Below are 23,488 nucleotides of genomic sequence, written 5' to 3' on the forward strand. Positions count from 1 at the left end.
AGATCGATTAGCGGGGTAATGGCTAAATAATATTTCGGGTAGTTCTTTAAAAGTACTTAGCCCACCATTATGCTCAAACTGTATCAAGTGCTTAATACACGAAAATATAATTTTCTAGGAGTTGAGTTAATTGACTGTAAAGTTTAATAATCGGGATCCAGTGTACGTCCAGGTTATCCGGCATTTTAAAGAGCAAATCGCCAAGGGGTATTTTGAACCTGGTCAGGAGATTCCATCAAGAAGAGAGCTAGCCAACCAGCTGAAGATTAACCCAAATACTGCACAACGAGCTTATAAGGAAATGGGGGAACAAGGATTGATTTTTACTGAGGGGAATATGCCGAGCTGCATTACTAAAGATGAAGCGGTCCTTAAAAGTGTCCGTGAGGAATTGATTATCGAAGCGGTTGACTTATTTTTAGGTTCTATTAAATCCATCGATGTGCCGTTATCCGAAGTATTGGAACTAGTTAAGAAAAAGCATGATGCCGAAAGCGGAGAAGCGGAGGAATCGAAATGATCGAAGTAAAAAATGTCGAGAAAAAATACGGCAGGAAACGGGTATTAAAAGGTCTTTCTTTTACTGCTGAAAAAGGTGAAATTACTTGTTTAATCGGTATAAACGGAGTAGGAAAAACGACAATCATGAAAGCTATTATGGCGCTCACTCCGATTAATAGTGGTGAAATTTTGATCGATGGGGAAAAAATCCGGAAAGAAAGCTTTGAAAAAGTTACCTTTATTCCAGATACGATTACGATGTTGCCGCAAATGAAAATTTGTGATGCCTTTGCGTTCATGGCTGATTTTTATAAAAACTGGGATCCAAAAAGGGCAGAAGAGTTGATGCAATTTTTTAAACTAGATCCTACTGAAAGGATTGCCAATTTATCAAAGGGGAATATGGCTAAAGTCAATATGATATTAGGTTTAGCACTGAATGTGGATTACTTACTGATGGATGAACCATTTTCTGGTATTGATATTTTTTCTCGGGAGCAGATTGCCGAAGTGTTTACAAGCCATTTAATTGAAGATCGTGGTGTGATTATTACAACCCATGAAATTAGTGATATAGAACACTTGATTGATAGAGCAGTGCTTATTGATAACGGTGAAGTATTAAAGGAATTTAGCGTAGAGGAAGTGCGTGAAAGGGAAGGGAAATCAGTAGTTGATGTCATGAGAGAGGTGTATCGTGGGTGAAAAACTATTTAAAACTTCTTAATTTCGAAGTAAATCGATTTTTCAAACTATACCTAACTTTAATAGGATTGATAATTGTCAGCCAGGTCATTGGGGCGATTGTCGTGTCAAAAGGATATATGAATGGCGTGGATCAAGTGATGTATAAAAATCAATTATCAATGAGCCAATATACTGAAGAATACGGGTTATTTTCTTTTAATCAGTTCGTTGGTTCTGAATGGTTTCTGCTACCAATCTTTTTTAGCATAGCCATATTGATGATTTATGTTTTCTTTATTTGGTATCGGGACTGGTTTGGAAAAAATACATTTATTTATAGATTATTAATGTTGCCAACTGAAAGAATTACTATTTATTTCTCAAAATTAACGACAATTATGCTTTTAGTACTTGGTTTAGTTGCCTTGCAAATAGTATTAATCTCAATCGAAATGCAAATTGTTAATAGTATTATACCAACAGATTTACAATCGCATTTTTCATTTAATGATGATTATAGTTTAGAAAGGCTTTATCCGAATACCTTAACGGAATTTATCCTGATTTATGGAGTCGGGCTAATCTTTGTAGCAGTTCTATTCACGGCCATTTTAATTGAACGAAGCTACGGTTTAAAAGGCATTTTTATCGCAATCGTTTATGGAATGCTATCGTTCGGAGTATTTATTGCGCCACTATTAGTAAATAGGTTATTAAATGGCTATTTTTACTCACTAGAAGTCTTCTTATTGGAACTGGTAATGAGCACCATCGTATTAGTCAGTGCCATTTGGATCGCAAATCATTTGCTAAAATGTAAAATCAGGGTTTAAGGGGGGATGACAATGAAAAAATATTGGAAAACGATATTGATTAGTTTAATCATCGTGACGACAATCGGTTCTTACTATATTCAACAGGCAATGGCAAATAATGTATCTCTTAAAATTGAAACTACTAACGGAGATAAGGGAGAAATCGACAATCTAATCATTCATGCAGGTTATCAAAGTGTTGATATTTATCGTAGCTTAGATATATCAAAGGATGGTTCGGCTAATCAGAGTGAGTCTTTTATCGGAGAGTTGAAGGAACGATATTACCCTGGGATGTTTCAAAAATATATTCAAGAACACCGTAAGTTTATGCGTGGAAAAGAAGCAAATCCTGGTCAGTATTTTGAAGACGAAAACCGTTTAATTTACACGGCTTTTTCAAATAAAGAGGGCCGAGGAGATTCTTTCACTCTGCAAATCGATATACTTGATAAAAATACAAATAAAAGTTCTTCATTTGAAATCAATATGCCAGACCATGTAAGATATGACTGGATCAATGAGAGTGATGTCTATGTAGAAAATGGAAAAATAAAAATATTAGCAACAAGCAATCTCAATAATGAGGAAGAGTTGCACTTATACACGGTTGATGAAAACAAAAAGGAATTAGAACAAGACTCAATACTTGCAAAAATAGAGTCAGAAGAGCTAAGCAGGGCCAGCATCTATATATTTAATGACTATAATAAGGTGCAAAATGAAAATTATATCTTATATATGGTTGAAAAATACAAATATCTAGAAGATGGTGAGCGTAAAACTATCTCTAGCCAAATGTATCTGTATAACTATCTGAATAATGAAGAGAAGGAGTGGACAATTCCGGCCGAATTAAAACCATATAAGCACTCGATCATTCTTCAAGAAAAAGATATATTCATTCCTGTTCGTTCAACCAATGGTTTAGTACTGAACCGTTATAATATAGAGAAGAATCAGTGGGAAGAGCCTATAAACTTTAATTACCCAAGCATTACTAATGCTAAAGAAAAACCTTCTTTACAGATTACAGATGGTAAACTATATTTAGTCGATCGTGTTTCGGATGGGCATTTGTTCCTTATCGGTGATTTACGTACAGGTGAATCATTATATGAAGGTAAAATCATTATTGAAAATAAAGAAAAACTAGATGCAGATTACTCACTTTATATCGAGCAAATAGCAAATATATAACAACATTCATTAAATTGAAGAACACACATTTTAATAAATAAGAGTAAGCAGCTTTGGCAGGTATGAATTCATTCATATCTGCCGTTTTTTGTTCCTTGGGTGGATATTTGTGAAATACAATGACAGTATGCCGATAATGAAATTAGTCAGTGGGTAAAGTTAAAGGCAAATTTCTTATTAAGCTTACGGAGTAGGAAGGAATTAAAAACTTATGTCTTCGAGGGAACATCTTTGACGCAAAGATTAAAGGTAAATTCATAGAAGGTTTCAAATGATTTTTAAAAATTTTGAACGAAATGAAGCAACGCTCCGTCTAATGGAGGAAGGAGGCGAAAAGGATGGAATGTGAAATCGTGCAGCGTGCTATTCGTGGGGATCATCAAGCGATACTTTCACTTATTGAAATGGATGAAGAAATTTTATATCGCATGGCTTTTACATATCTGAAAAATGAGCAAGATGCTTTAGACGTGATGCAGGACCTAGTTTATAAGGCACTGAAAAAAATGCATATCGTTAAACAGCACGAGTATGCCAGAACATGGCTCGTGCGCGTCTTAATCAATTGTTGTAAAGACCATTTGCGAAAACGCCAACCAACCGTTGCAATTAAGGAGCATCACCAAGTTGAATGGGCTATCTACTCTGATATGGAGCGGTTATTGGAACATTTATCTTTGTCGGAGCAGCAACTCGTCTATATGAAATATTTTCAGCAATTAAAAAACAAAGAAATTGCTGAGCTCAATCAAATTCCGGAGGGTACTGTAAAGTCTAAGCTTCATTACATACTAAAGAAGCTTAGAAACTTCGCTGGAGAAAAGGAGGACTGGCTATGAGTAAACTACCGATTGACGTTCCAAAGGAGAAACTTCAACAAGTTCGGATGGATATGTTTCATAAAGTACAGCGAGAAAAAAGAACAAAGAAGCGGATTTTTTCGGTTGCAATAGTCTTTTTGCTGTGCCTAAGCTTTTTATTTTCAATCCGTGTTTCTCCTACGATTGCTAGCTATGTTGCAAAAATTCCTGGATTTCAACAAATTGTATTAGCGGTTGTAAGAGATAAAGGGATAAAAGATATTGTGGACAATGGATACTATGAAGAAATCAATGTGACGCAGTCTAAAAATGGCCTATCGCTTACATTGCAAGGCGTGATTGCAGATAATACGGGATTAGTACTTTACTATGACGCCGATGCCTCATTTGATATGTCGAAATTACACTTGGAGGAAGTTCATTTGTTCCAAGGGGACGAAGAAATTAAAGGCGGTGGTTCATTTACAAGCAATCAATCAAGTCAAACGCGCTTCTCTTCTTCAGTAGATTATAGTTTTTCAGAGCCTTTCGCTTATACTTCAAAGGATTTTAAAGCGGTTTTTCGTTTTTATGAAAAAGATAAAGGGAACATTGAAATTACGATACCGTTTTCACTACAAAACGAAATCGCAAAGGAAAAAATTATTACTGCGAATCGAACTGTAGACGTCAGTGGTCAGAAATTTACGATTACACAAATTCGCCGTTCTCCATTAAGAATGGCAATCGATATAGAATTAGACGAAGCGAATACGATGCAAATTTTAGCCCTTGATGATTTTGCGGTCGAGATGGAAAATGGGGAGCGAAGAGAAGGCATTAAATATGGCTTGTCATTAGGTGGTGATATTCGCGACGGCAAAATCACGCTTAATTTACAAAGTAATTATTTCCATGATTCAGATTCACTCAAACTATTAATTGGAGCTGTTCAAGCGGTTCCAAAGGGTGAGGATTTTATCGAAGTTGATTTTGGCACAAAGGAAGTACTTACGAAGCCAGATTATTTGGATTGGGATATTTCTGTAGCGCAGCATAGTGTATCAGTTGCTGCAAAGAAATGGGATGATAGAAGGGCACATTCGTTTCTAAATAGTGCTGTAAAAGCAGATGGCACGACGTTAAAATATAAAAGTAGCTCGTTCTCAGATGATGAGCAGTACCTATTTGAGACGGAGAACTTTGAAAAATATGATGGTAAAGCAAAAATGTATTTAAACTATTTCTTCAATCCTATTGGAGAAAATATTGAACTGAATATTCCACTGAAATAAAGAAAAGATGTTCAAAAAGGCTCTCCTTTTTGAACATCTTTTTAATATTTCCATATTTGTGGTAATACCTCTTGAAACGTAAAGACAAACAAAGACGTTGTAAAGCATGTAATTTAGAAATTTCTGAGCCATTAACGGATTAAATGACCTGAATTTGATTAATGAAAACGATGGCCAAGATTATATTCCTGAGGCTTCTATTTAATTCAAGAAGAAACAGCTTATGAAATATTAAAAGGATCTATCATTATAAACATCAACGATTTAATCAATTCAAACCACCATTCAGACAGTAGTAGATTAAATGGTTGTTGTGGTCTTGACGGCTGTGATGGAATGAACAGGGTTTGCTTGCATGATCATGAAATTGGTACGGAATACTCTGATTGTTGGATGTTTCATAAAGTTGTATTAAAACCAGAGTTAGTACAACTTATTTAAGATGTACACTAATACCATTTGCTGGCCTAAGCAAAAAGCCAAATCCGGACGCAATTATGCCGAGGCATAATTAATCGATAAAACGTAAAGGTTGTGAAGTTATAATGCTAATGAGCATATACTTTAATAAAGAAGATCGTTTTTTTCTTGTTCAACTTAATGGCAGGTTAGTTTAGCAAAGAAGGTGCACTGAAGTGTCTCTAGTGCTCCATTTTTATTAGATTAAAAGATGGAGGCGAAAAATTGAATGTCCAATGATAATGAAGTTTTAGTAGATAATGAAAAACGAAATGATTTAAAAATAAAAGAAGAACGGAAAGAGGGAGAACCGACTCAGGCCTTCAAAGGGGCTTCGTGGGCAGCGCTATTAGTAGGTGTTGCGTCTTATTTAATAGGTTTGTTTAACGCAACTATGCAATTGAACGAAAAAGGTTTTTACTTTGCAGTTTTAGTTTTCGGACTTTATTCTGCGATATCTTTACAAAAAGCAGTTAGAGATAAAGATGAGGGAATACCAGTTACTACTATTTATTATGGTCTTAGTTGGTTCGCCCTTATCGTATCTATTTCATTAATGGCCATCGGTTTATACAATGCAGGAAGTGTTGTTTTAAGCGAAAAAGGATTTTTTGGAATGGCATTTGTTCTTAGTTTATTTGCAGCAATAACAGTTCAAAAGAATATAAGGGATACGCAGAGGGCAAAAGAAAAAGCTTGAGTTATATGGAAAGGAATGGAGGAAGTATCTTCCTTAGCATTTACCGTGACAAAAGCTAGTGAAAATGTGGGGAAAATTTAAAAAATGAAAGAAAAGCCAACGTTTTGAAGGTACATTATTCAAAGCGTTGGTTTTTTATATCTATTGAAATTACAAGCGATGGTGACGGTCTGAAATAATTTGTTATTTAATCCCTTGTTAAAATTTGGTTTTAATGCTATCCTGTGAATATATTTTATGAATATTCATAAGTAATATTCACGAAAGAAGGAGATCATCTATGGCAAGGGGAAAAAAAGTTTTTTCAGAGGAAGATAAAAGTCTGATTAAAAGTAAATTGAAAGAGGAATGCATGGCATTTTGGATTTCTCCGGGTTATAAAGAAACAAGCATAGGCGCATTGTGTAAGAAAGCGGAAATATCAACAGGTACTTTTTATAATTTATATTCCAGTAAGGAAGAACTTTTTTTTGAAGTTCTGTATGACATTCAAGATACTATTTATGAAAATTTCATTGAGCGAATTGAACAATGCCCTGAAAAGTCCGGCTTTGAAACAGCCATAATCCAGCTTTACTATGAATACGAAAGCAAACCATTTCTTTATGACGTAAAAACAACTGATTTCACTTCGTTTTATAGTAAACTTTCGGAGGAAATGAAAGAAAAACTAATATTTGATAGTAGTGAACTTTTTCGTACAGCAATCAAACGAGCAAATCTTAAACTAAAGGTTCCTGAAAATTTAGCCTTTTCTACTTTCACTGTTCTTCTTTCAAGCATTGCAAGTAAAGAAGGAATTTCAAAGAACTGTGATCATTTAGCTGCATTTCAATTTATGACGAAGCAGTTGGTAGCAAGCATTTTTGAGTAAAGGCTCTATTGCAAATAAAAAATAGGAGGAGATATCAATGGACTTTTTTTGGCGTATTATAAACTTTCTAAAAGAAACAGCACCTTTCTTTATCGCAATGAATATCATTTTAGCAAGCTTCCTACTAATCTTAGGGTTAGTTTTAATGTCCAAAAAGAATAGAGAACAGAAGGCGAAAAAGATTGCAGGAATGGTTTGTTTATCATTTTCAATGTTGGCCTTTCTAGGTGCAATGTCCAATGCATTTTTTTCTTTTTTCGTATTGTAAAAATAGGAGGATAAAAAGATGTTAGACAAACTACAAAATATTATGGATGCGGCTTGTAAATGGGGAAATAAAAATTTAGGAACCTCTATTCAATTCCCTAAACCAACAAAAAAATCTATGGTATCCAGTGCTTTTTCAAGTGGAATTATTGGAAGTGTAATGACCATCTATGGACTTCTTTTTAAGAATATATGGGTTTTGTTATTTGGTGTGCTTGGCATAATAAGCAGTGTTTTCATATTTCGGGAAAGTGAAAAAAACGATTAGATAAATAGTTTTACAATCTTTTATGCCCATAACAGCCTAATTAATGAAAACTTATCCCTAATTTTGCAGCCATCAGTTCTCGAGATTTAATCGAGGTGGATGGTTGTTTTATTTTGGAATGGATTACAAATAAATAAAACATAGTTGACTTATTGGTTTTATATGTTTAAAATCGTATTAATTGTTCGAATATATCGAATGATTAATCAATACGAGGAGGGTTAAGAATTGACTAGTGACATACTTTCAAAAGAGTTGAGCCGCTTATTTGAAGAAATAGTAGAAAATCGTCGTTATTTACATCAAAACCCAGAGCTTTCTTTTCAAGAAGAAAAAACATCCCGCTTTATCGCGGATACATTAAAAAGCTATGGAATCTCTGTGCAAGAAAATGTTGGTGATAAAGGTGTAGTTGGAATTGTTCAAGGAAGTGAACATGGAAAAACGATTGCATTTCGCGCAGATTTTGATGCATTACCTATCGAGGATCAAAAAGAAGTTACATATAAATCCACAGTGCCTGGCGTTATGCATGCCTGTGGTCACGATGGACATACAGCTGCTTTACTCGCGGTGGCAAAAGTTCTTCAAAAACATAGGGACAGTATTCATGGAACAGCTAAATTTATTTTCCAACCAGCAGAAGAAAAGCCACCAGGTGGGGCGAAGTTTATGATTGAAGAAGGGGTTTTAGATGGAGTGGATTATGTATTTGGTGCACATTTAGCGACAGACCTTTCAGTTGGCAAGCTGTCAACCGCTTCAGGTGCAACAATGGCCTCAGTTGATGCCTTTACGATTCAAATTTTCGGAAAAGGCGGGCATGGAGCTCGACCTCATGAAACGAAAGACTCCATTATTGCCGCAACGCAACTAGTTCAACACCTACAACAAATCGTTAGTCGTCGTATAAACCCAACCGAAGCTGCCGTTGTCACAGTAGGAAGTATACATGCTGGAAATGCCTTCAATGTAATTGCGGATTCAGCTGTTTTAGAAGGAACCGTTCGTGCATTAAATAAAGATGTTCGTGCTCAGATAGAAAAGGAAATCCGAGCAATTCTAGAAGGGTTAAAGATAACTAATTATATAGATTTTGAATTAGATTACTTACATGGTTACCCAGTACTAGTTAATCCGGTGGAAGAAGCTACAATTGTGGAGCAAATCATTAAAGAACAGTTTGGAGATAGTGCTTTTATTCAAAAAGAACCGGTGTTAGGAGCGGAAGACTTTGCTTACTATTTACAAGAAAAACCCGGAAATTTCTTTTATGTAGGTGCTCATAATGAGGAACCAAATACACAATATCCTCACCATCATCCAAAATTTGATTTTGATGAACGAGCACTACTCAATACAGGGGAAATATTCTTGAAAATAGCTAATCATTTCTTGATTGATTAAAAATGAAAATCAATAGAATGGAGCGCATATTCTCTGTTTAGTGGCAAATTAATCTGGAGGAATGAATACCATGATTGTCTTTAAACATATCGTAAAAGAATTTTATCAAAAGAAAAAGAAAGTAGTCGCTTTAAATGGTGTTTCTCTAGAAGTTCAAAAAGGCGATATATATGGAATTATTGGCTATAGTGGAGCAGGTAAAAGTACATTAATTCGGATGGTAAATGGCTTAGAAAATCCGACTTCTGGACAAATCATCGTAGACGGAAAGGATATTCAAACATTAAGTCCGAATGAGAAAATACTAAATAAGAAAAAGATTAGTATGATTTTTCAACATTTTAATTTACTTGAGTCTAAAAGTGTTTTTGACAATGTCGCTTTGCCATTAAAACTCCGTAATGAAAGTAAAGAAGCAATCGATAAAAAAGTGAAAGAAATGCTTTCATTTGTAGGGTTAGAAGATAAAGATAAAAACTATCCGAACCAGCTTTCTGGAGGTCAGAAGCAACGCGTTGGGATAGCACGTGCACTGGTCACAAATCCTGAAATTTTATTATGCGATGAGGCAACCTCTGCACTCGATCCTAAAACGACAAAATCAATTTTAAATTTGTTAAAACGAGTCAATGAACAGTTTAATATAACGATTTTATTAATTACACATGAGATGGAAGTGATTCGTGATCTTTGTAATAAAGTAGCTGTGATGGAAAATGGTCAATTAATCGAATCAGGAAATGTTATTCAAGTATTCGGTCAACCGAAAGAACAAACTACTAAAGATTTTGTAGAAACGGTTATTCCTAATAAAATTCCAAAAGACTTATTGGAATTTTATCAAAAAAATCAACAGTCGTATACTTTATTACGGCTAAAGTTTTTAGGAGAAAATACGGCTAGCTCGTTATTATATCAACTAAATAAACGTTTCAATCATGTAGAAAGCAATATTGTCTTTGCCAATGTTACAGAACTCGAGGGGACTACTTTAGGCATCTTTACTATCGCATTTTCTGCAAATGAGTCAATCATTCAAGAAATTAAAGCATTTATTAAAGAGTTTAATGTCATTGTAGAGGATGTGAAAATATGAATCAGATTTCCCCGGATATAATTTGGCAGGCTATGACCGAAACTGTTTATATGGTTTCTGTTTCGTTATTAATTGGAACGTTATTAGGGCTACCACTTGCACTGTTTTTAGTACTCACAAGGCCAAATGGTATTAAAGAGAATAAAATTGTTTATTTCATTTTAAATTCAATCATTAATATTATTCGTTCGTTACCGTTTATTATTTTGCTCGTAGCAATCGTTCCGTTTACACGTTTAATTGTCGGAAAAACATATGGTACGGAGGCAGCGATCGTTCCGCTTATTATTTACATTGCCCCATTTATTGCACGATTAGTGGAAACATCTCTATTAGAAGTGAATCCTGGAATTATCGAATTAGCAAAATCTTTCGGCGCGAAGCCTTTACAAATTGTACGACATTTTTTAATTCCTGAGGCACTTGCTTCTATTATATTAACGTTAACAACCGCAACAATTGGATTGATTGGAGCAACGGCGATGGCTGGTACAGTTGGGGGCGGTGGAATAGGTAATTTAGCCATATCACACGGTTATCAACGCTTTAATACATTTGTCATTATTTTAACTGTCGTTATTTTAATTATTATTGTGCAACTTATCCAATCACTCGGCAGTTATTTAGCGAAAAAAATTAGACATCAATAAAAAAGGGGTCTTACGTTTATGAAAAAATATATTTCAGCATTTCTTATAGTATCGCTTGCTATTTTTTTAGTAGCCTGCGGGAATTCAGATTCTGACTCAAGCTCATCAGATGACAAGAAAACAATTAAAGTTGGTACGTCCCCAGGACCTTATAGTGAATTATTTTTAAAAGCCGTAAAGCCGATTCTTGAAGATGAAGGATATAAAGTGGAAGACACGGAATTTACAGATTTACGACAAGCGGATGTTGCTTTAGCGGATGGTGGTATTGATTTAAATGTGGACCAACATACAGCTTACATGAACAATTTCAATAAGGAAAGTGGCTCAACTCTTGTTGCTGTAACAGCTGTGCCAACAGTTCCAGCTGCTTTATTCCCTGGTAAAAAGAAATCAGTAGATGAGGTTAAAAAAGGCGACGTAATTGGTATTCCTCAAGATCCATCAAATGCAGCTCGTGCATATGCAATTTTACAAAAAGCAGGTTGGATTAAAATTAAAGACGGTATAGATCCAATTCAAGCAACAGCAGAGGATATCGTTGAAAATAAATATGAGTTAGAAATTAAAGAAATGGAATCGGCTCAAATCCCGCGTACATTAGAAGACTTGGACTATGGTGTTATCCCAGGAAGTATCGTGTATTCTTCAGGAATTGATGCAAAAAATGCAATATTGCAAGAAGATGTTGTGAAAAATTACGAGTTAGTAGCAGTAGTAGATGAAAAAAACAAAGATACCGATTGGGCAAAAGCTGTAAAAGATGCCTATAATTCTCCAGAGTTTAAAAAATACATGGATGAAAATAATCAAGATAACTATTGGTTCATCCCTAAAAATGATTGATCCTAGTGAAATCTGTATTTATTGCTAGAAGTTCTCTAGGGGTAAAAGATTTTGAATAACAAAAATGGATATGTTCATCGTTTCTTTTATTCTATTGAAGGAATCTATTTTGATTGATTATTGTCAAAATGGATTCTTTTTGTATATGTTAAAATAACGATTTTTAGACACCTCAATATTTCCATAAATCACATTAGTTGTTACTAGTTTTTGTATTAACTATACTTATGTTGTAGTCATATGGAAAGGGTGATTGGATGAGTAAGAACTTTATTATATTTGGAGCGAGCCAAGGATTAGGTGATGCATTTGTAAAGGGGTTACCAACAAAAGGGGATACAGTATGGATGGTTTCTCGAACACGACCAAGTAGTTTAGATATAAATGATGGCGTAAATCGTAAATGGCTCGCTGTTGATTTATCTAGTCAACAACATATTCCTGCTTTAAAAGAAAGTTTACAAGGCGTTGCTGTTGATGTATGTATTTATAATGTTGGAGTATGGGAGAAGCATGGTTTTGAAGATGACTATACGTTTGATAATGATGAGATTGGGGATATTGCAAACTTAATTAATATTAATTTAACTTCCACGATTACATATATTCAGGCACTATTACCTAATTTAAGACAGGCCGAAAATGGAAAAATAATTTTAATAGGATCGACAGCAGGTTTAGATCATTCGAATAATAAGCAAGTTTCGTTTGTGACATCTAAATTTGGCTTGCGAGGTATTACAAATGCTTTACGGGAGCATGTGAGGAAAGATAAGATCGCTGTAACGTGTATTAATCCGGGAGAACTGGCTGCTGAAGTACCTTTTGAAGAAGGGGCTGAAAAAGCAATTAAATTGTACGAAGGTACACGTATTCCTGTACAAGATATTGTAGCCATTGTCCAATGTGTGATTAATTTATCACCAGTTTCATGTGTGAAAGAGATAAATATTCCTGCTATTACAGATATGAATGTATAATTCAGTATAAAAAAACGGCTCACATGTTGAACGATTGTGTTCAATATGTGAGCCGTTTAAAATGATGTCAGTAATTTAACATTCTCTAGCATGGGTTTAATATTCTAATAAATTTAACCCAAGTAGTTATCATCTTTTTTGGGAATCAGCACTTCTAACTCAAGAATATTACTATTAGTAAAAATGCCGCTTGAGAGCTCCATTACATAGATAGGGGTACTTTTTTTGTCGATAATGGATGCTATTTGTACCTCAATTTCATCATCCGTTTCACCTACAATAAATATAGATTTATATTTACCTTCATTCATGATGAAATCAGCTTGATATTCCGTTTTTATACACATATGATATTCATCATCTTCAAAAACATAAATAACATCATTATAAAAAAATTGCTTTGATAATTGTAATTTTAAAAAATCTTTAGCTGATAAAGTTTCATTCGTTTTTAAAGTGATTATTTTTTCTAAATGACTTTCTTGTAAGTATTTTGTTGAATTTACTTTTTGGTTTGTAATATTTACATAATGGTGATCAATTACCTTTTTTATTTTTTGCAGTTTGTTTATTTCATCGGAAATTTCTTTTGATTTTTCTTTTAATAACTTCAAATAATCACTTTTTTCATACGAAGTTAAAACCTCTTTAATTTGTGCGATTGAAAGATTTAAGTTTCTCAACATTAATAGTTGAGCAAGTTGATAAATTTCCTTCAGCGAATATTTTCGATATCTATTATTATCCGTGTAGGATGGGAATAAGAGCCCTTTTTCTTCGTAATATCGTATTTGATGATGACTGATACCAAATATTTTAGCCAATTGATTTATTGTAATTGTATCATCCATAATATCCCTCTTCTCTAAATAAATATAAACCCTAGGGCTAGCCTAATGTCAACCAATAAACCTAAGATAAAACCTCAAACAGTTATCAATGAGAATGAAAGAAAGATTAATTCCATGCGATAAAGCTAACGTATTTTTTGGGGCAAATGAATTGAGTGGTGGACAAACAAAAGTTGGTTTGACATTAGGTCAACCCTATAGTTTATAGTGATGGTGTATTAACAGAAGGAGGAACAGTTATGACAGAACCGTTACAATCTAAACGGATTGAAGGGCTAGATTTCGCTCGAGCCTTGGCTATGTTTGGGATGCTTATCGTCAATTTTAAAATCATTATGGGAGCGGCAGGGAGAGGGCCGGATTGGCTTTTATGGTTTACTGGACTTTTCGATGGAAGGGCGTCTGCCACTTTTGTTACGTTGGCTGGTATCGGAGTTACCTTGATGACAAGAAAAGCTAGAATTAGCGGTGAGCTTTCTACTATTAAAGAGAATAGGATGAAATTATGGAAACGTTCCGCTTTTCTCTTTATTCTAGGTTTACTTTTATATGTTGCTGATTGGACTGGAGATATTCTCCATTATTATGGTGTTTATATGTTGATTGCATCCTTCCTTATCGTAGCTTCTACAAAAATCATGATCATCCTATCTAGTCTTTTTTTAATCACCTCGCAAGCCTTACAAGTGACAATGAATTATTTGAAGGGATGGCATCCAGAACAACCGTTTATGGAATATCTTGATTTTTGGACGATCGAAGGTTTTCTAAGAAATCTCTTGTTTAATGGATATCACCCATTATTCCCTTGGCTCTGTTTCTTTTTGCTTGGAATGATCCTTGGCAGACTTGATTTAATGAAGAAAGCTGTAAGAAACAAAATGTTGTTTATTTCTATAATTCTACTAATAACAATAGAGGTACTTTCAAAACTATTAATGCGACTATCGCTATCGGTGTTAGATGTAAAAAGTGCTGAATTTTTGTTTCAAACAGGGCCAATTCCTCCAAATATTTTATATATCTTATCAAATTCCGCATCTTCAATCATTGTCATTGTCGCTTCTGTTAATATCGTAGAAAGGTTTGCAGGACAATGGTTGATAAAATCACTTATTCAAACAGGACAATTAACATTAACGCATTATGTAAGCCATGTATTCATCGGTGTGGGTATATTGGCGTTATTCAATAGGTTAGAAAACCAAACGTTAGCATTTTCATTAGTATTTACAATATTATTTTTCGTAGCGAGTATTTTCTTTTCAGTTTTATGGAGCAAAAAATATAAAAGAGGACCGATTGAGTGGGTGATGAGAAAAATGACAGATTAGTAGTGGAAATAGATTAAAAAGGGAGATTAGAAAGCTTTCCTCTAACAAGCCGGATCGCTTTCTAGCCGCTAAATGAAGATTCAAATTAACGGACAGTCCAATGCCATTTAATAGCATCTTTTTCAACACTTTTGACAAAATCTTCTTTCCCATTACAATACCCATCACTATCATTTGGATACTGCTTGGCAAGTTGGCTCTTTATTTCTCCATACTGCCTGCAAACTTCGGGATGCTCTCGAAGATAATCTCTAAATGCTAAATGTCTTTCTATTTCATCTAAGTTGTTATATTGAAAAGCGTGGATTTGGTGTGTACGACGATCGCCACCTTTGCGGAAATATCTTCTTCCGGTTATCCCGAATTCGCCCTTAACTTCGTATCCAATCTCTTGAAATTGCTTAGAAAATGAATCCAATTTATGAATATCATTGACTACTAGTAGCATATCTATGATTGGTTTTGCTTTCAGACCTGGAACGGACGTGCTTCCAATATGAAAACTATTCACCAATTCATTTTGAAGGATAGCCCTAATAGAATGTTCCTCTTTCTGATAGTCGCTGCTCCAATTGTGGTTATAATCTACAACTTTTATATTTCTCATTCAGTACACCCCAGTCTTTGGTTTTGTATAACCTGACAAATTTTATGCATTACTACAGATTAAAAAAATCTAATGCATTGTCAATGATGCTGTTTGAAAATAACTACAAAGTAGATGACTCGTTTTTTCATAGTGTAAAAATGAGCGATGAAGAGTTTGGGTAGCAACTCTTCACCACTCTAAAGGGGAGAGGGGTAAGCATGCTCATTCTTTAATTTGCGTTGTTTTAATTAATTCTAAATATTGAGAATCCCCTAAACCATATTGAGGGAAGAGGTGTAGTAGGTTTTGTACAATTTCATCGTGAGGTAGATATTGATGTGTTTGGAAATATTTTGTGATGTCGTTGTCGCTTTTCAATAGTTCTAAATATAATTTGATTCCTTGATACATAACAGGCATCAGTTCTACATCTGGCATACGGTGGTCTATTAACACTGCTTCATATAGATTGAAATAGCTACCTAATGTTATGTCAGTTTCTTGCACATCATATGTTTGTTCTCTCACCGCATGATAGTAAATCGTTCCTTTAAATGCTATTTGTTCTAAATATGCTAATACGGTTATTAAGTTCATCTGACAAAACATATCTTCACCAAACCAAAGAACGATACATTTATATTTTTTGGAAAATAAGGTCTTTTCAAGTGGTGCAACTGTAATGGCTTCGTAATGCTCAAGTGAGACTTGATGTCCTGCAGCTCGAACCTGTTTGAAGGAGTCGCTAAAAATGGTTGTAACGGTGTCGTGTACACACATCGCTTCATTAAACGGTGCATAATCGCTTTTTCCCATTAATTGTTGAGAGCTGAATTCTTCGTACATCATTTGTCCATTTAAAATATGTAATACTTCATCATCAAAATGTTCATCCACATGTTTTTGTAAATCTTCAATTCTTAATTTTTTTGAAATATCCATATAATATCCCCTCGCTTCATTCATAGTGAGCTTTACATAAGATTGCAATGGTTCGGGACATACACGAAAGGCGTTGGGGGAACGCCGAATATTTCCTTGAAAGCTCGGGAAAATGCTTCTTGCGATGAATAGCCATGTTTAATCGCTATTTCAATGATCCTTTCATCTGTTTCACTAAGACTGATTGAAGAAAGATAGGTTTTTCTAAGGGTCATATAGCGTTTAATGCTAATGCCTGTGATTTGATGAAATTTAAAGGAACAGTAATAAGAAGAATAGCCCATTGCTTCACTTAGTTTCATCAGGGAAAACCCCTCAGCTCCTCGGGGATTATATAGCCCATTCTTCTTTGTTATGCACGGATACCGCTACCAATTATAAAAAACTTGCAGCAGCAAAAAATCTTAAACACGAAACAGTTAATCTTAATCAAAATCAACGAGTAAAAAAAGGGATATTCCATATACAACACGTTAATAACTTCCATCGCCGTTTGAAAGGATGGATGGAACGATTTCAGGGCGTTGGTACGTATTATTTGGATAGTTACCTTTACTGGTATCGTTTGGCTTGAGTTACATAAAAACTTGGCATTTGAAAATCGGGTAGAGCAAATGCTTATTTCAACTTGTCAAAAATCTAACTATTTCACAATTGAAGCAATAAGAAAAGGCAAAGAGCACCATTTATCAGATGCTTTTTAAGCGGATTTACTGTTATTCAATTAGCGAAGCAAAAAGAGCTTTTCGCTGAAATAATATGGTTAATTTGATAAAATGTGGACTTTTTTTATTGTTTCTCCTTATAATATACAATATATAAGCGTGTGTTTTTATACTACTAGATTTTTTGTAAGTAAAAGTGTGGGGTGGTTAATTGAATTTTATTACTTGGTCAATTATTGCAGCAGAAATTGGTTTTTGGATTGTTATAATACTCGGTCTAACTTTACGTTATGTATATAACTTTAAAAAAATGGGATCGTTCTTTTTACTTCTAACACCCGTGATTGATTTGTTTCTGTTAATCGTAACTGCTATAGATCTATTAAAGGGTGGAAATGCAACTAAGTCTCACGCAATTGCTGCTATCTATTTAGGTGTGTCGATTGCTTTTGGAAAGAGTATCGTTCGTTGGGCTGATGAAAAGTTCTTATACTACATAAAAAAAGAGGGAACAAAACCTGAAAAAAAGACTGGTTTCGCATATGCTCGTAATTCTTTGAAAGGGTCTTTTCAGCATTTATTTGCATATATCATCGGAGCAGGATTTTTATTAATATTGATATACCTAGTAAATGATGCGGACCGTAGCTCTATACTTTTTGAAACACTAAAAGTATGGTCTTTAGTACTGGGAATTGATTTTATCATATCTATTGCATATTTCATTTGGCCACGAGGAAAATAGTTATTTTACATAGAAGTAAGTAAAATATTTTAAAAACAATGAATGTTTTTTCTTCAACTAATCAGAGCTTTCGTTAAATTTTCGATTCACGAAATATCAAAACTAAAAGACAGATTTATCCTACACGTTTTGTAGATTAAATCTGTCTTTTAGTTTTAACAGCAACAATCTTTGAGAAAACAGCCTAAATAAAACACGCGCCAATTTTACCACTCCTTAGATAAAGGTATAGTCAAGATGGTGTAAGAGTAAGAGATACTTTCCCTTATCATTGCTTAACCATGGTAAAACAGAGTGAGAGATCTTTTAGCAAGTTTGAGTCGTGTATCTTTTTAGATGAATAGCCTATGTTTACATTAAAGGGCAGTAATTTATTTGTACCGTAAACGAAGCATTAGGTACCAGATTCTTACCTTAAAATTTGGCAAAAGCAAAGAAGATAGGTGGGAGATGAACTGCCAGAAAAAGTCCGATTGGTGAAGACTAATAATCAGTGGGGGAAGAAGCAAACCCCACACGGATTAAAGTTTCACTTTATTATTGTAAGTGAAAAAATTATGGAGAAGGGCATTATCTACTCTGTTACTAGAATACGTAAAGTTACTCATCCCAACTGCAAAAATTGTTTCAGATAGTTGTCTATCACAAGGGAATCATGTTCGTTTTGTCCGATTCCAAAGCAATGTCCCCATTTGGATTCGATTAGCTGATATATAGCATTAGGCATATGTTTCACTTCATATGCATTATCCTCAGGAGGGAAGAACAGATCAGTCGATCCTGGCATAACAAGAGCATGAGCAGTGATCTTGTTTAATGCCTGTTCAAAATTTCTGTAGTCTTCGGTGTTAGCGCTAATATCTCCGGTGATTCCTGTACGGAGCATAGCAATCAAATCATTGGCATCAAAAGAAAGAAACACTTGATCCCAATAGTCTTTCAGATATGCATTTAACGTCGAATATCCCTCTGACTCATAGAGTTGCTCTAAATAATAAGCTTGAGAAAACCCCCAAGGAGCATAGGCGCGTCCCATCGCAGCAAGCCCTGCTACAGGCTGATGATCATAGAAGCCTTCCTTCCAATTGGAGTCCGCTTGCAATGCTGCAATAAGCCCCTCAAAAACAACTTGAGCATGTGGTCTGGTTTTTGCTGTTCCGCCAAATGGAGCAATCCGCTCGATCATCTCAGGATAACTAGTTCCCCATTGAAAGGATTGCAGCGCCCCCAGTGACCAGCCAACGACTAGAGCAATTTTCGAAATACCAAATTTCTTTGTTACGAGCTGATGTTGTAGTCGGACATTGTCATAAATCGTTGTGAGCGGAAAATTCGCTCTGTCAAAAGGGGCTGGTGTATTGCTTGGGGAGGAAGATAACCCATTTCCAAACATATTAGGCACAATGATGAAATATTTGTCAGGATCGAGTGCTTTACCGGGGCCAATAAGCCACTCATTATCGGTATGTTGGCCAGCAAACCAGGTAGGATAGACAATTACATTGGACTTTGCAGAATTTAAAGTTCCATACGTTTTATAGGCAAGAAAGGCTTGAGGTAGCTTTTGACCCGATTGCAGTATGACATCTCCTAGTGAATAAATTTCGTAATCTTTCATGATTCGAATCTCCTTTGTTATACAAGATTTGGTATTGGAGCTTGATTTTTACTCTACGACACTGCTACCATCAAATCAACGAAACGTTTTTGATTGTAACATTCAATGTTTTTGAACTTAAGAGGTGTTGTCAATGGAAATCCGCCAACTTAAAACATTTTGGACGCTTGCTTCCACATGCAGTTTTAGCCGCACTGCCGAAGTATTGAACTATGTTCCGTCTACTGTAACCATGCAAATCAAGGCTTTAGAGGAAGAATTGGGCGTTAAGCTATTGGATCGCTGGGGCAAGAGTGTTGTATTAACAGATGCAGGCCACCAGTTGTTGCCCTATGCCAACAAAATTTTAAATGATGTTGAGGAGGCTCGGTATGTCTCAAGTCAGAGCGAAGAATTAACTGGTACGGTGATAATCGGTGCAGACGAAGTGCTCTGTACATACCGGTTACCCGACTTGCTCCGGCTTTTTCGTGAACGATATCCGCACGTTCGTCTTTTATTTAGGCCCTTGTCTAGTGATAATTTGAAACAAAGTCTGAGAGAAGGAAATGTTGATGTGGTCTTTATGCTGGATGAACCTGTCATATCTACAGATCTTCATACAGAGCTTTTAATGGGTGAACCATTTTTTATGGTAGTTTCACCTGACCATCCATTAGCTACACGCTCTACATTAGGCATAGAAGATTTTAATAGAGAGCAAATTTTATTAAGTGAAAAAGGCTGCTCTTATCGAGCTTTCTTCTATCGAACGTTACTGAGAAAGGGTGCCGATAGCTTGACCGAGCTGGAGTTTAATAGTGTAGAAGCCATAAAACAATGCACGATGGTTGGGCTCGGCATTGCGTTACTACCTGAAATGGCGATAAAGGGAGAGTTGGAGCGGGGAGAACTGATTGCTTTACCTTGGGATTTATCGGAAATACGATTCGCTACTCAAATGCTGTGGCATCAAGAAAAATGGATTTCACCATCGATGAGGGCCTTTATCGAATCGGCAAGAAATGTATTAAAATAGAGTCTAGAAAATAGCAAATTAAATATCCTGAATGTACGGGCGCGAACGATTTATTTCTCCGCACCATTGCTAAATCACATATAAGAGGGAAAGGTAGATTTCAGAAGTTCATTTAAAACCCTAAACTAATTTCGAAATCGTGCTGGCTCAATACCGAGATTGGTTTAGGGTAATACTTGAGAAATTGTAGGGGGTTATAAGTATGCATTTATTTTCACCGACGATAACTGACTATTGGAAGTCGCAATTTTTAAACGGAGACATTATCTATAACGATGGAAAATTTACGATTACTATCAACCCAGATCTAAGCGAAGATAGTAGACTCATGGTGCTGGAAACGACTGACGGCCGGTTTTGGGCAGTCTTGACGCCTGGGATGGCCGATAAATTAGACCTTTCCAAAGGACGAAAACTGTCTGATCTGGTCTTCCATCAGAAATTAAAGGAAGCGGGCGTCACACTACATGGTGCAGATTATATTTTCTATTTTTCAGAAGCCGAAAAGACCGTTTTGCTGCAAGAAAGTTTGGAAGGGTCATTGCGCCAATTAACAGAGCAAGATGATGCAGTTTTCTCTAAGTTCGAGTCCTCCGCGTCGGAACAAGATTTGGATGATGCTTATGTGGAGTTGGATCATTGGGCGGTATACGGTTCTTTTGAGCATAACCGATTAGTTTGTGCTGCTAGCATGTATCCTTGGGAAGAAGATACTCAAATTGCAGACCTCGGCGTACTGACTTTGACATCTTTTAGAGGAAAAGGTCATGCTCGCAAAGTAGTGCGTTCAATTAGTAAGTACGCCTTTGAGCAGGGTTACGAAACACAGTACAGATGCCAACTCGATAACGAGGCTTCAACGTTCCTAGCTAAAGCGGCAGGTTTGACGCTGTTTGGAAAGTGGGATGTCATTTCTCCTGAGTGTACTGTCGGAAAGTCTCAGTAGGATAGAATCTATAGAAATTTCCTTGGAGAATAACAGTTGCCTATTTTTCCTTTGATAGGAAAAATAGGTATATCGATTATAGAAATTGTATTGTTAAAGGGTGGGAAAATGTACACAATTGGGCAAGTAGCTAATTTTTTAGGTGTATCTAGAGATACCTTAAAATTTTACGAGGAAAAGGATTTAGTAAAGCCAAAGCAAAATATTGGGAATGGGTATAGAAAATATAGCCAATTTGATATTTATGACATTACAACAGTAAATTTCTATCGAGAAATTGATATTGAAATTAAAAAAATCCAGCAATTAAGAAAGAGTAAGAGTATCGATGGAATTCAATCATTACTAGAAGAAAAAGAACAAGAGGTTTTACTGGAAATAGAATATAAAAAACTTCTATTGAAAAAGATTCAAATAGTAAAAGAAGATTGTAAGAAAATCAAACAATTTTTAGGAGAATACATAGTTAAGGAAATGAAACCTTTAGCGATAAAGGGGGAAATTGAACATTTTACTGCGTATGAAGAATATGACACTTTAAAAAAGAATGCAGACAACTTAAAAAAAGCAGTTACGCTTACATCTTTAAGAAGAGTCATCCAATTCAACGAAGACGGTATTATAGAAGATAAGTTTATAATTATACGAAAAGTGGAAGACCTAGATGAAGAAATAGAAGGTGAAATTCTATCTCATCCAAAATGTATTTATACAATTATTGAAGATGGAAGATGGTCAACTGGTGGAAAAAGTATTGATCAACACGTGGAAGCGAATTTAAGAAAGTTTGCAATAGAAGAAGGGTATGAACTATTGGGGCGAGTTTATATAAATCTATTACTGACGACTTATGAAGATGGACTGGAACGGGTGTTTTTAGAGATTTATGCACCTATCAAGTGATCATTATTGTTTCACGCTCCTTAGCTAAAGAGGCGTACGTTATTCAACTTAAATTCACGAAGGAAGAGCCATTTATTTAGGGGTTCTCCCTTTTTTTTGAATTTAATACTTGAAAACTCAACAGTCATAGTGTACTATTCAACTAGTACACGGTGTAGCGAAGCAAACCCTTTTTAGATTAATTCATTTATAGACGATTCGAGATGTTCGAATAAGGGGGCTAGCAATAATAGCTTTACTATAATAGAAATATTTAATGAATTGAAAAGGAGATTAAGATGAAAAGAATTTTTTTATATTTATTTTTGGCATTCTCAATTGTGGTCATGTATGGTTGTTCACACGATACAATGCCTAAAGAAGAAAGCAAAAAAGAAAGTAAGGAAAATTCCGCTAGTAATGTACCTGTTAAAATTCCAGACGATCTATTTGTTTCTAATAAAAAGAATGAAACTATTAGTGAAGATGAAATGAAAGCAAGTATAAAAAAGTATATGGATTATAGTCATGTAATCGATGAAGAAATGCAAACAATCGTTTATAAAGATGAGGATGCTACTGAATCAGATAGGGAAAAGTTAAAAAAATTAATGGATGAAGGAAAAAAGAATGATGCGAATTTCAATGATTTTTTAAGTAATAATACTATCCCTGATGATTATAAAGAACCTTCAAAGACAATTTACGAATTTGTATCTTCCATCAGGGAAACTTTAACACAATTTGAAGAGGAAATTGTTGGTGCGGTTGAAAATGGTAGTTTGACAGAAATATCAGATTTTGCTTCAGAGCATTTTTCTAAAGCGAATGGAAGGCAGCAATTAAAAATTGAAAAGTTTTTAGACGAGAAAAATATAAAAACTACATATTTTGATGAATAGAAAGAATATATTTTTTACCCTTCATTGTTTTTGAAGGGTATTTTTTTCGTCGAATTATTTGGTGATAAAAGTATTGACCTGTGAGTAACCCCTAGGTTTAAGCTAAAAATATTCGTAAATATATTTACGGAATACTAGTTTGAAGCGGGGA

24 protein-coding genes and 2 pseudogenes are annotated in these 23,488 nt (G+C 35.0%); 22 read left to right on the forward strand and 4 right to left on the reverse strand.

Going from position 1 to position 23,488, the window contains the following annotated elements:
• Positions 1-130 precede the first annotated feature (130 nt).
• The 15 genes from ACFTQ7_RS16855 (at position 131) to ACFTQ7_RS16925 (ending at position 12,845) form a co-directional block, all read left to right on the forward strand.
• Positions 131-520: a GntR family transcriptional regulator gene (locus ACFTQ7_RS16855; RefSeq protein WP_374966927.1), complete on the forward strand. Its 390-nt coding sequence runs from the start codon at positions 131-133 to the stop codon at positions 518-520.
• Complete coding sequence (locus tag ACFTQ7_RS16860; protein WP_386830043.1) at positions 517-1,206, forward strand: ABC transporter ATP-binding protein; 690 nt, start codon at positions 517-519, stop codon at positions 1,204-1,206. The genes ACFTQ7_RS16855 and ACFTQ7_RS16860 overlap by 4 nt, the downstream gene beginning before the upstream one ends.
• Entirely contained in the window at positions 1,203-2,021 is an 819-nt protein-coding gene (locus tag ACFTQ7_RS16865; protein WP_386830044.1) for a hypothetical protein, read from the forward strand. Before ACFTQ7_RS16860 ends, ACFTQ7_RS16865 begins: the two co-directional genes overlap by 4 nt.
• Before the next feature lie 12 nt (positions 2,022-2,033).
• Complete coding sequence (locus ACFTQ7_RS16870; RefSeq protein ID WP_386830045.1) at positions 2,034-3,203, forward strand: hypothetical protein; 1,170 nt, start codon at positions 2,034-2,036, stop codon at positions 3,201-3,203.
• Positions 3,204-3,541: 338 nt separating this feature from the next.
• A complete protein-coding gene (locus ACFTQ7_RS16875; protein ID WP_386830046.1) occupies positions 3,542-4,042 on the forward strand; it encodes a sigma-70 family RNA polymerase sigma factor in 501 nt (166 codons plus the stop codon).
• On the forward strand, positions 4,039-5,298 hold the full coding sequence (locus ACFTQ7_RS16880) for a DUF4179 domain-containing protein (protein WP_386830047.1): 1,260 nt from the start codon (positions 4,039-4,041) through the stop codon (positions 5,296-5,298). Before ACFTQ7_RS16875 ends, ACFTQ7_RS16880 begins: the two co-directional genes overlap by 4 nt.
• Positions 5,299-5,986: 688 nt before the next feature.
• The gene (yiaA, locus tag ACFTQ7_RS16885; protein WP_386830048.1) at positions 5,987-6,457 is read left to right on the forward strand and encodes an inner membrane protein YiaA; all 471 of its coding nucleotides are present in this window, start codon (positions 5,987-5,989) and stop codon (positions 6,455-6,457) included.
• Positions 6,458-6,737: 280 nt separating this feature from the next.
• Positions 6,738-7,331, forward strand: coding sequence for a TetR/AcrR family transcriptional regulator (locus tag ACFTQ7_RS16890; RefSeq protein WP_386830049.1), 594 nt, complete (start codon positions 6,738-6,740; stop codon positions 7,329-7,331).
• A 37-nt stretch (positions 7,332-7,368) separates the two neighbouring features.
• Positions 7,369-7,599 (forward strand): hypothetical protein, encoded by a 231-nt coding sequence (locus ACFTQ7_RS16895; protein ID WP_386830050.1) that lies wholly within the window; start codon positions 7,369-7,371, stop codon positions 7,597-7,599.
• An 18-nt stretch (positions 7,600-7,617) separates the two neighbouring features.
• On the forward strand, positions 7,618-7,866 hold the full coding sequence (locus ACFTQ7_RS16900; RefSeq protein ID WP_386830051.1) for a hypothetical protein: 249 nt from the start codon (positions 7,618-7,620) through the stop codon (positions 7,864-7,866).
• 228 nt (positions 7,867-8,094) lie between these two features.
• Positions 8,095-9,273, forward strand: a complete 1,179-nt coding sequence (locus ACFTQ7_RS16905) for a M20 metallopeptidase family protein (protein WP_386830052.1) — start codon at positions 8,095-8,097, stop codon at positions 9,271-9,273.
• A 70-nt stretch (positions 9,274-9,343) separates the two neighbouring features.
• Positions 9,344-10,369 carry a methionine ABC transporter ATP-binding protein gene (locus ACFTQ7_RS16910; protein ID WP_386830053.1) on the forward strand — a complete coding sequence of 342 codons (1,026 nt, stop codon included), beginning with the start codon at positions 9,344-9,346 and terminating at the stop codon, positions 10,367-10,369.
• Positions 10,366-11,019, forward strand: a complete 654-nt coding sequence (locus ACFTQ7_RS16915; RefSeq protein ID WP_386830054.1) for a methionine ABC transporter permease — start codon at positions 10,366-10,368, stop codon at positions 11,017-11,019. Before ACFTQ7_RS16910 ends, ACFTQ7_RS16915 begins: the two co-directional genes overlap by 4 nt.
• Positions 11,020-11,037: 18 nt before the next feature.
• Complete coding sequence (locus ACFTQ7_RS16920; protein ID WP_386830055.1) at positions 11,038-11,865, forward strand: MetQ/NlpA family ABC transporter substrate-binding protein; 828 nt, start codon at positions 11,038-11,040, stop codon at positions 11,863-11,865.
• A gap of 257 nt (positions 11,866-12,122) precedes the next feature.
• Positions 12,123-12,845: an SDR family NAD(P)-dependent oxidoreductase gene (locus tag ACFTQ7_RS16925; protein ID WP_386830056.1), complete on the forward strand. Its 723-nt coding sequence runs from the start codon at positions 12,123-12,125 to the stop codon at positions 12,843-12,845.
• A gap of 113 nt (positions 12,846-12,958) precedes the next feature.
• Here ACFTQ7_RS16925 and ACFTQ7_RS16930 read toward each other — a convergent pair whose 3' ends face one another.
• A complete protein-coding gene (locus tag ACFTQ7_RS16930) occupies positions 12,959-13,696 on the reverse strand; it encodes a helix-turn-helix domain-containing protein (RefSeq protein WP_386830057.1) in 738 nt (245 codons plus the stop codon).
• Positions 13,697-13,935: 239 nt separating this feature from the next.
• Here ACFTQ7_RS16930 and ACFTQ7_RS16935 point away from each other — a divergent pair, with 239 nt between their 5' ends.
• Entirely contained in the window at positions 13,936-15,030 is a 1,095-nt protein-coding gene (locus ACFTQ7_RS16935) for a DUF418 domain-containing protein (protein ID WP_386830058.1), read from the forward strand.
• A gap of 85 nt (positions 15,031-15,115) precedes the next feature.
• Here ACFTQ7_RS16935 and ACFTQ7_RS16940 read toward each other — a convergent pair whose 3' ends face one another.
• Positions 15,116-15,637, reverse strand: a complete 522-nt coding sequence (locus tag ACFTQ7_RS16940) for a GrpB family protein (protein ID WP_386830059.1) — start codon at positions 15,635-15,637, stop codon at positions 15,116-15,118.
• Between the two features lie 204 nt (positions 15,638-15,841).
• A pseudogene (locus tag ACFTQ7_RS16945) lies at positions 15,842-16,863 on the reverse strand (helix-turn-helix transcriptional regulator).
• A gap of 17 nt (positions 16,864-16,880) precedes the next feature.
• Between ACFTQ7_RS16945 and ACFTQ7_RS16950 the strand changes: the two are divergent.
• Both ACFTQ7_RS16950 and ACFTQ7_RS16955 read left to right on the forward strand, forming a co-directional pair.
• Positions 16,881-17,265: pseudogene (locus ACFTQ7_RS16950) on the forward strand (IS1595 family transposase); the annotation flags it as partial.
• Between the two features lie 172 nt (positions 17,266-17,437).
• Complete coding sequence (locus tag ACFTQ7_RS16955; RefSeq protein WP_349658414.1) at positions 17,438-17,971, forward strand: hypothetical protein; 534 nt, start codon at positions 17,438-17,440, stop codon at positions 17,969-17,971.
• Positions 17,972-18,575: 604 nt separating this feature from the next.
• Here the strand turns inward: ACFTQ7_RS16955 and ACFTQ7_RS16960 are convergent.
• The gene (locus ACFTQ7_RS16960) at positions 18,576-19,589 is read right to left on the reverse strand and encodes an alpha/beta fold hydrolase (protein ID WP_386830060.1); all 1,014 of its coding nucleotides are present in this window, start codon (positions 19,587-19,589) and stop codon (positions 18,576-18,578) included.
• Positions 19,590-19,722: 133 nt separating this feature from the next.
• Here ACFTQ7_RS16960 and ACFTQ7_RS16965 point away from each other — a divergent pair, with 133 nt between their 5' ends.
• From ACFTQ7_RS16965 to ACFTQ7_RS16980, 4 genes are all read left to right on the forward strand, one after another.
• A complete protein-coding gene (locus tag ACFTQ7_RS16965; RefSeq protein ID WP_386830061.1) occupies positions 19,723-20,607 on the forward strand; it encodes a LysR family transcriptional regulator in 885 nt (294 codons plus the stop codon).
• Positions 20,608-20,809: 202 nt separating this feature from the next.
• Complete coding sequence (locus ACFTQ7_RS16970) at positions 20,810-21,553, forward strand: GNAT family N-acetyltransferase (protein WP_386830062.1); 744 nt, start codon at positions 20,810-20,812, stop codon at positions 21,551-21,553.
• Between the two features lie 108 nt (positions 21,554-21,661).
• Positions 21,662-22,456, forward strand: coding sequence for a MerR family transcriptional regulator (locus ACFTQ7_RS16975; RefSeq protein WP_386830115.1), 795 nt, complete (start codon positions 21,662-21,664; stop codon positions 22,454-22,456).
• A gap of 278 nt (positions 22,457-22,734) precedes the next feature.
• Positions 22,735-23,337, forward strand: a complete 603-nt coding sequence (locus ACFTQ7_RS16980) for an NDxxF motif lipoprotein (protein WP_386830063.1) — start codon at positions 22,735-22,737, stop codon at positions 23,335-23,337.
• The last annotated feature ends 151 nt before the right edge of the window (positions 23,338-23,488 follow it).

The sequence above is a fragment of the Lysinibacillus sp. NPDC056959 genome (genome assembly GCF_042674095.1).
In the GTDB taxonomy this organism is placed as follows: Bacteria; Bacillota; Bacilli; order Bacillales_A; family Planococcaceae; genus Lysinibacillus; species Lysinibacillus zambalensis.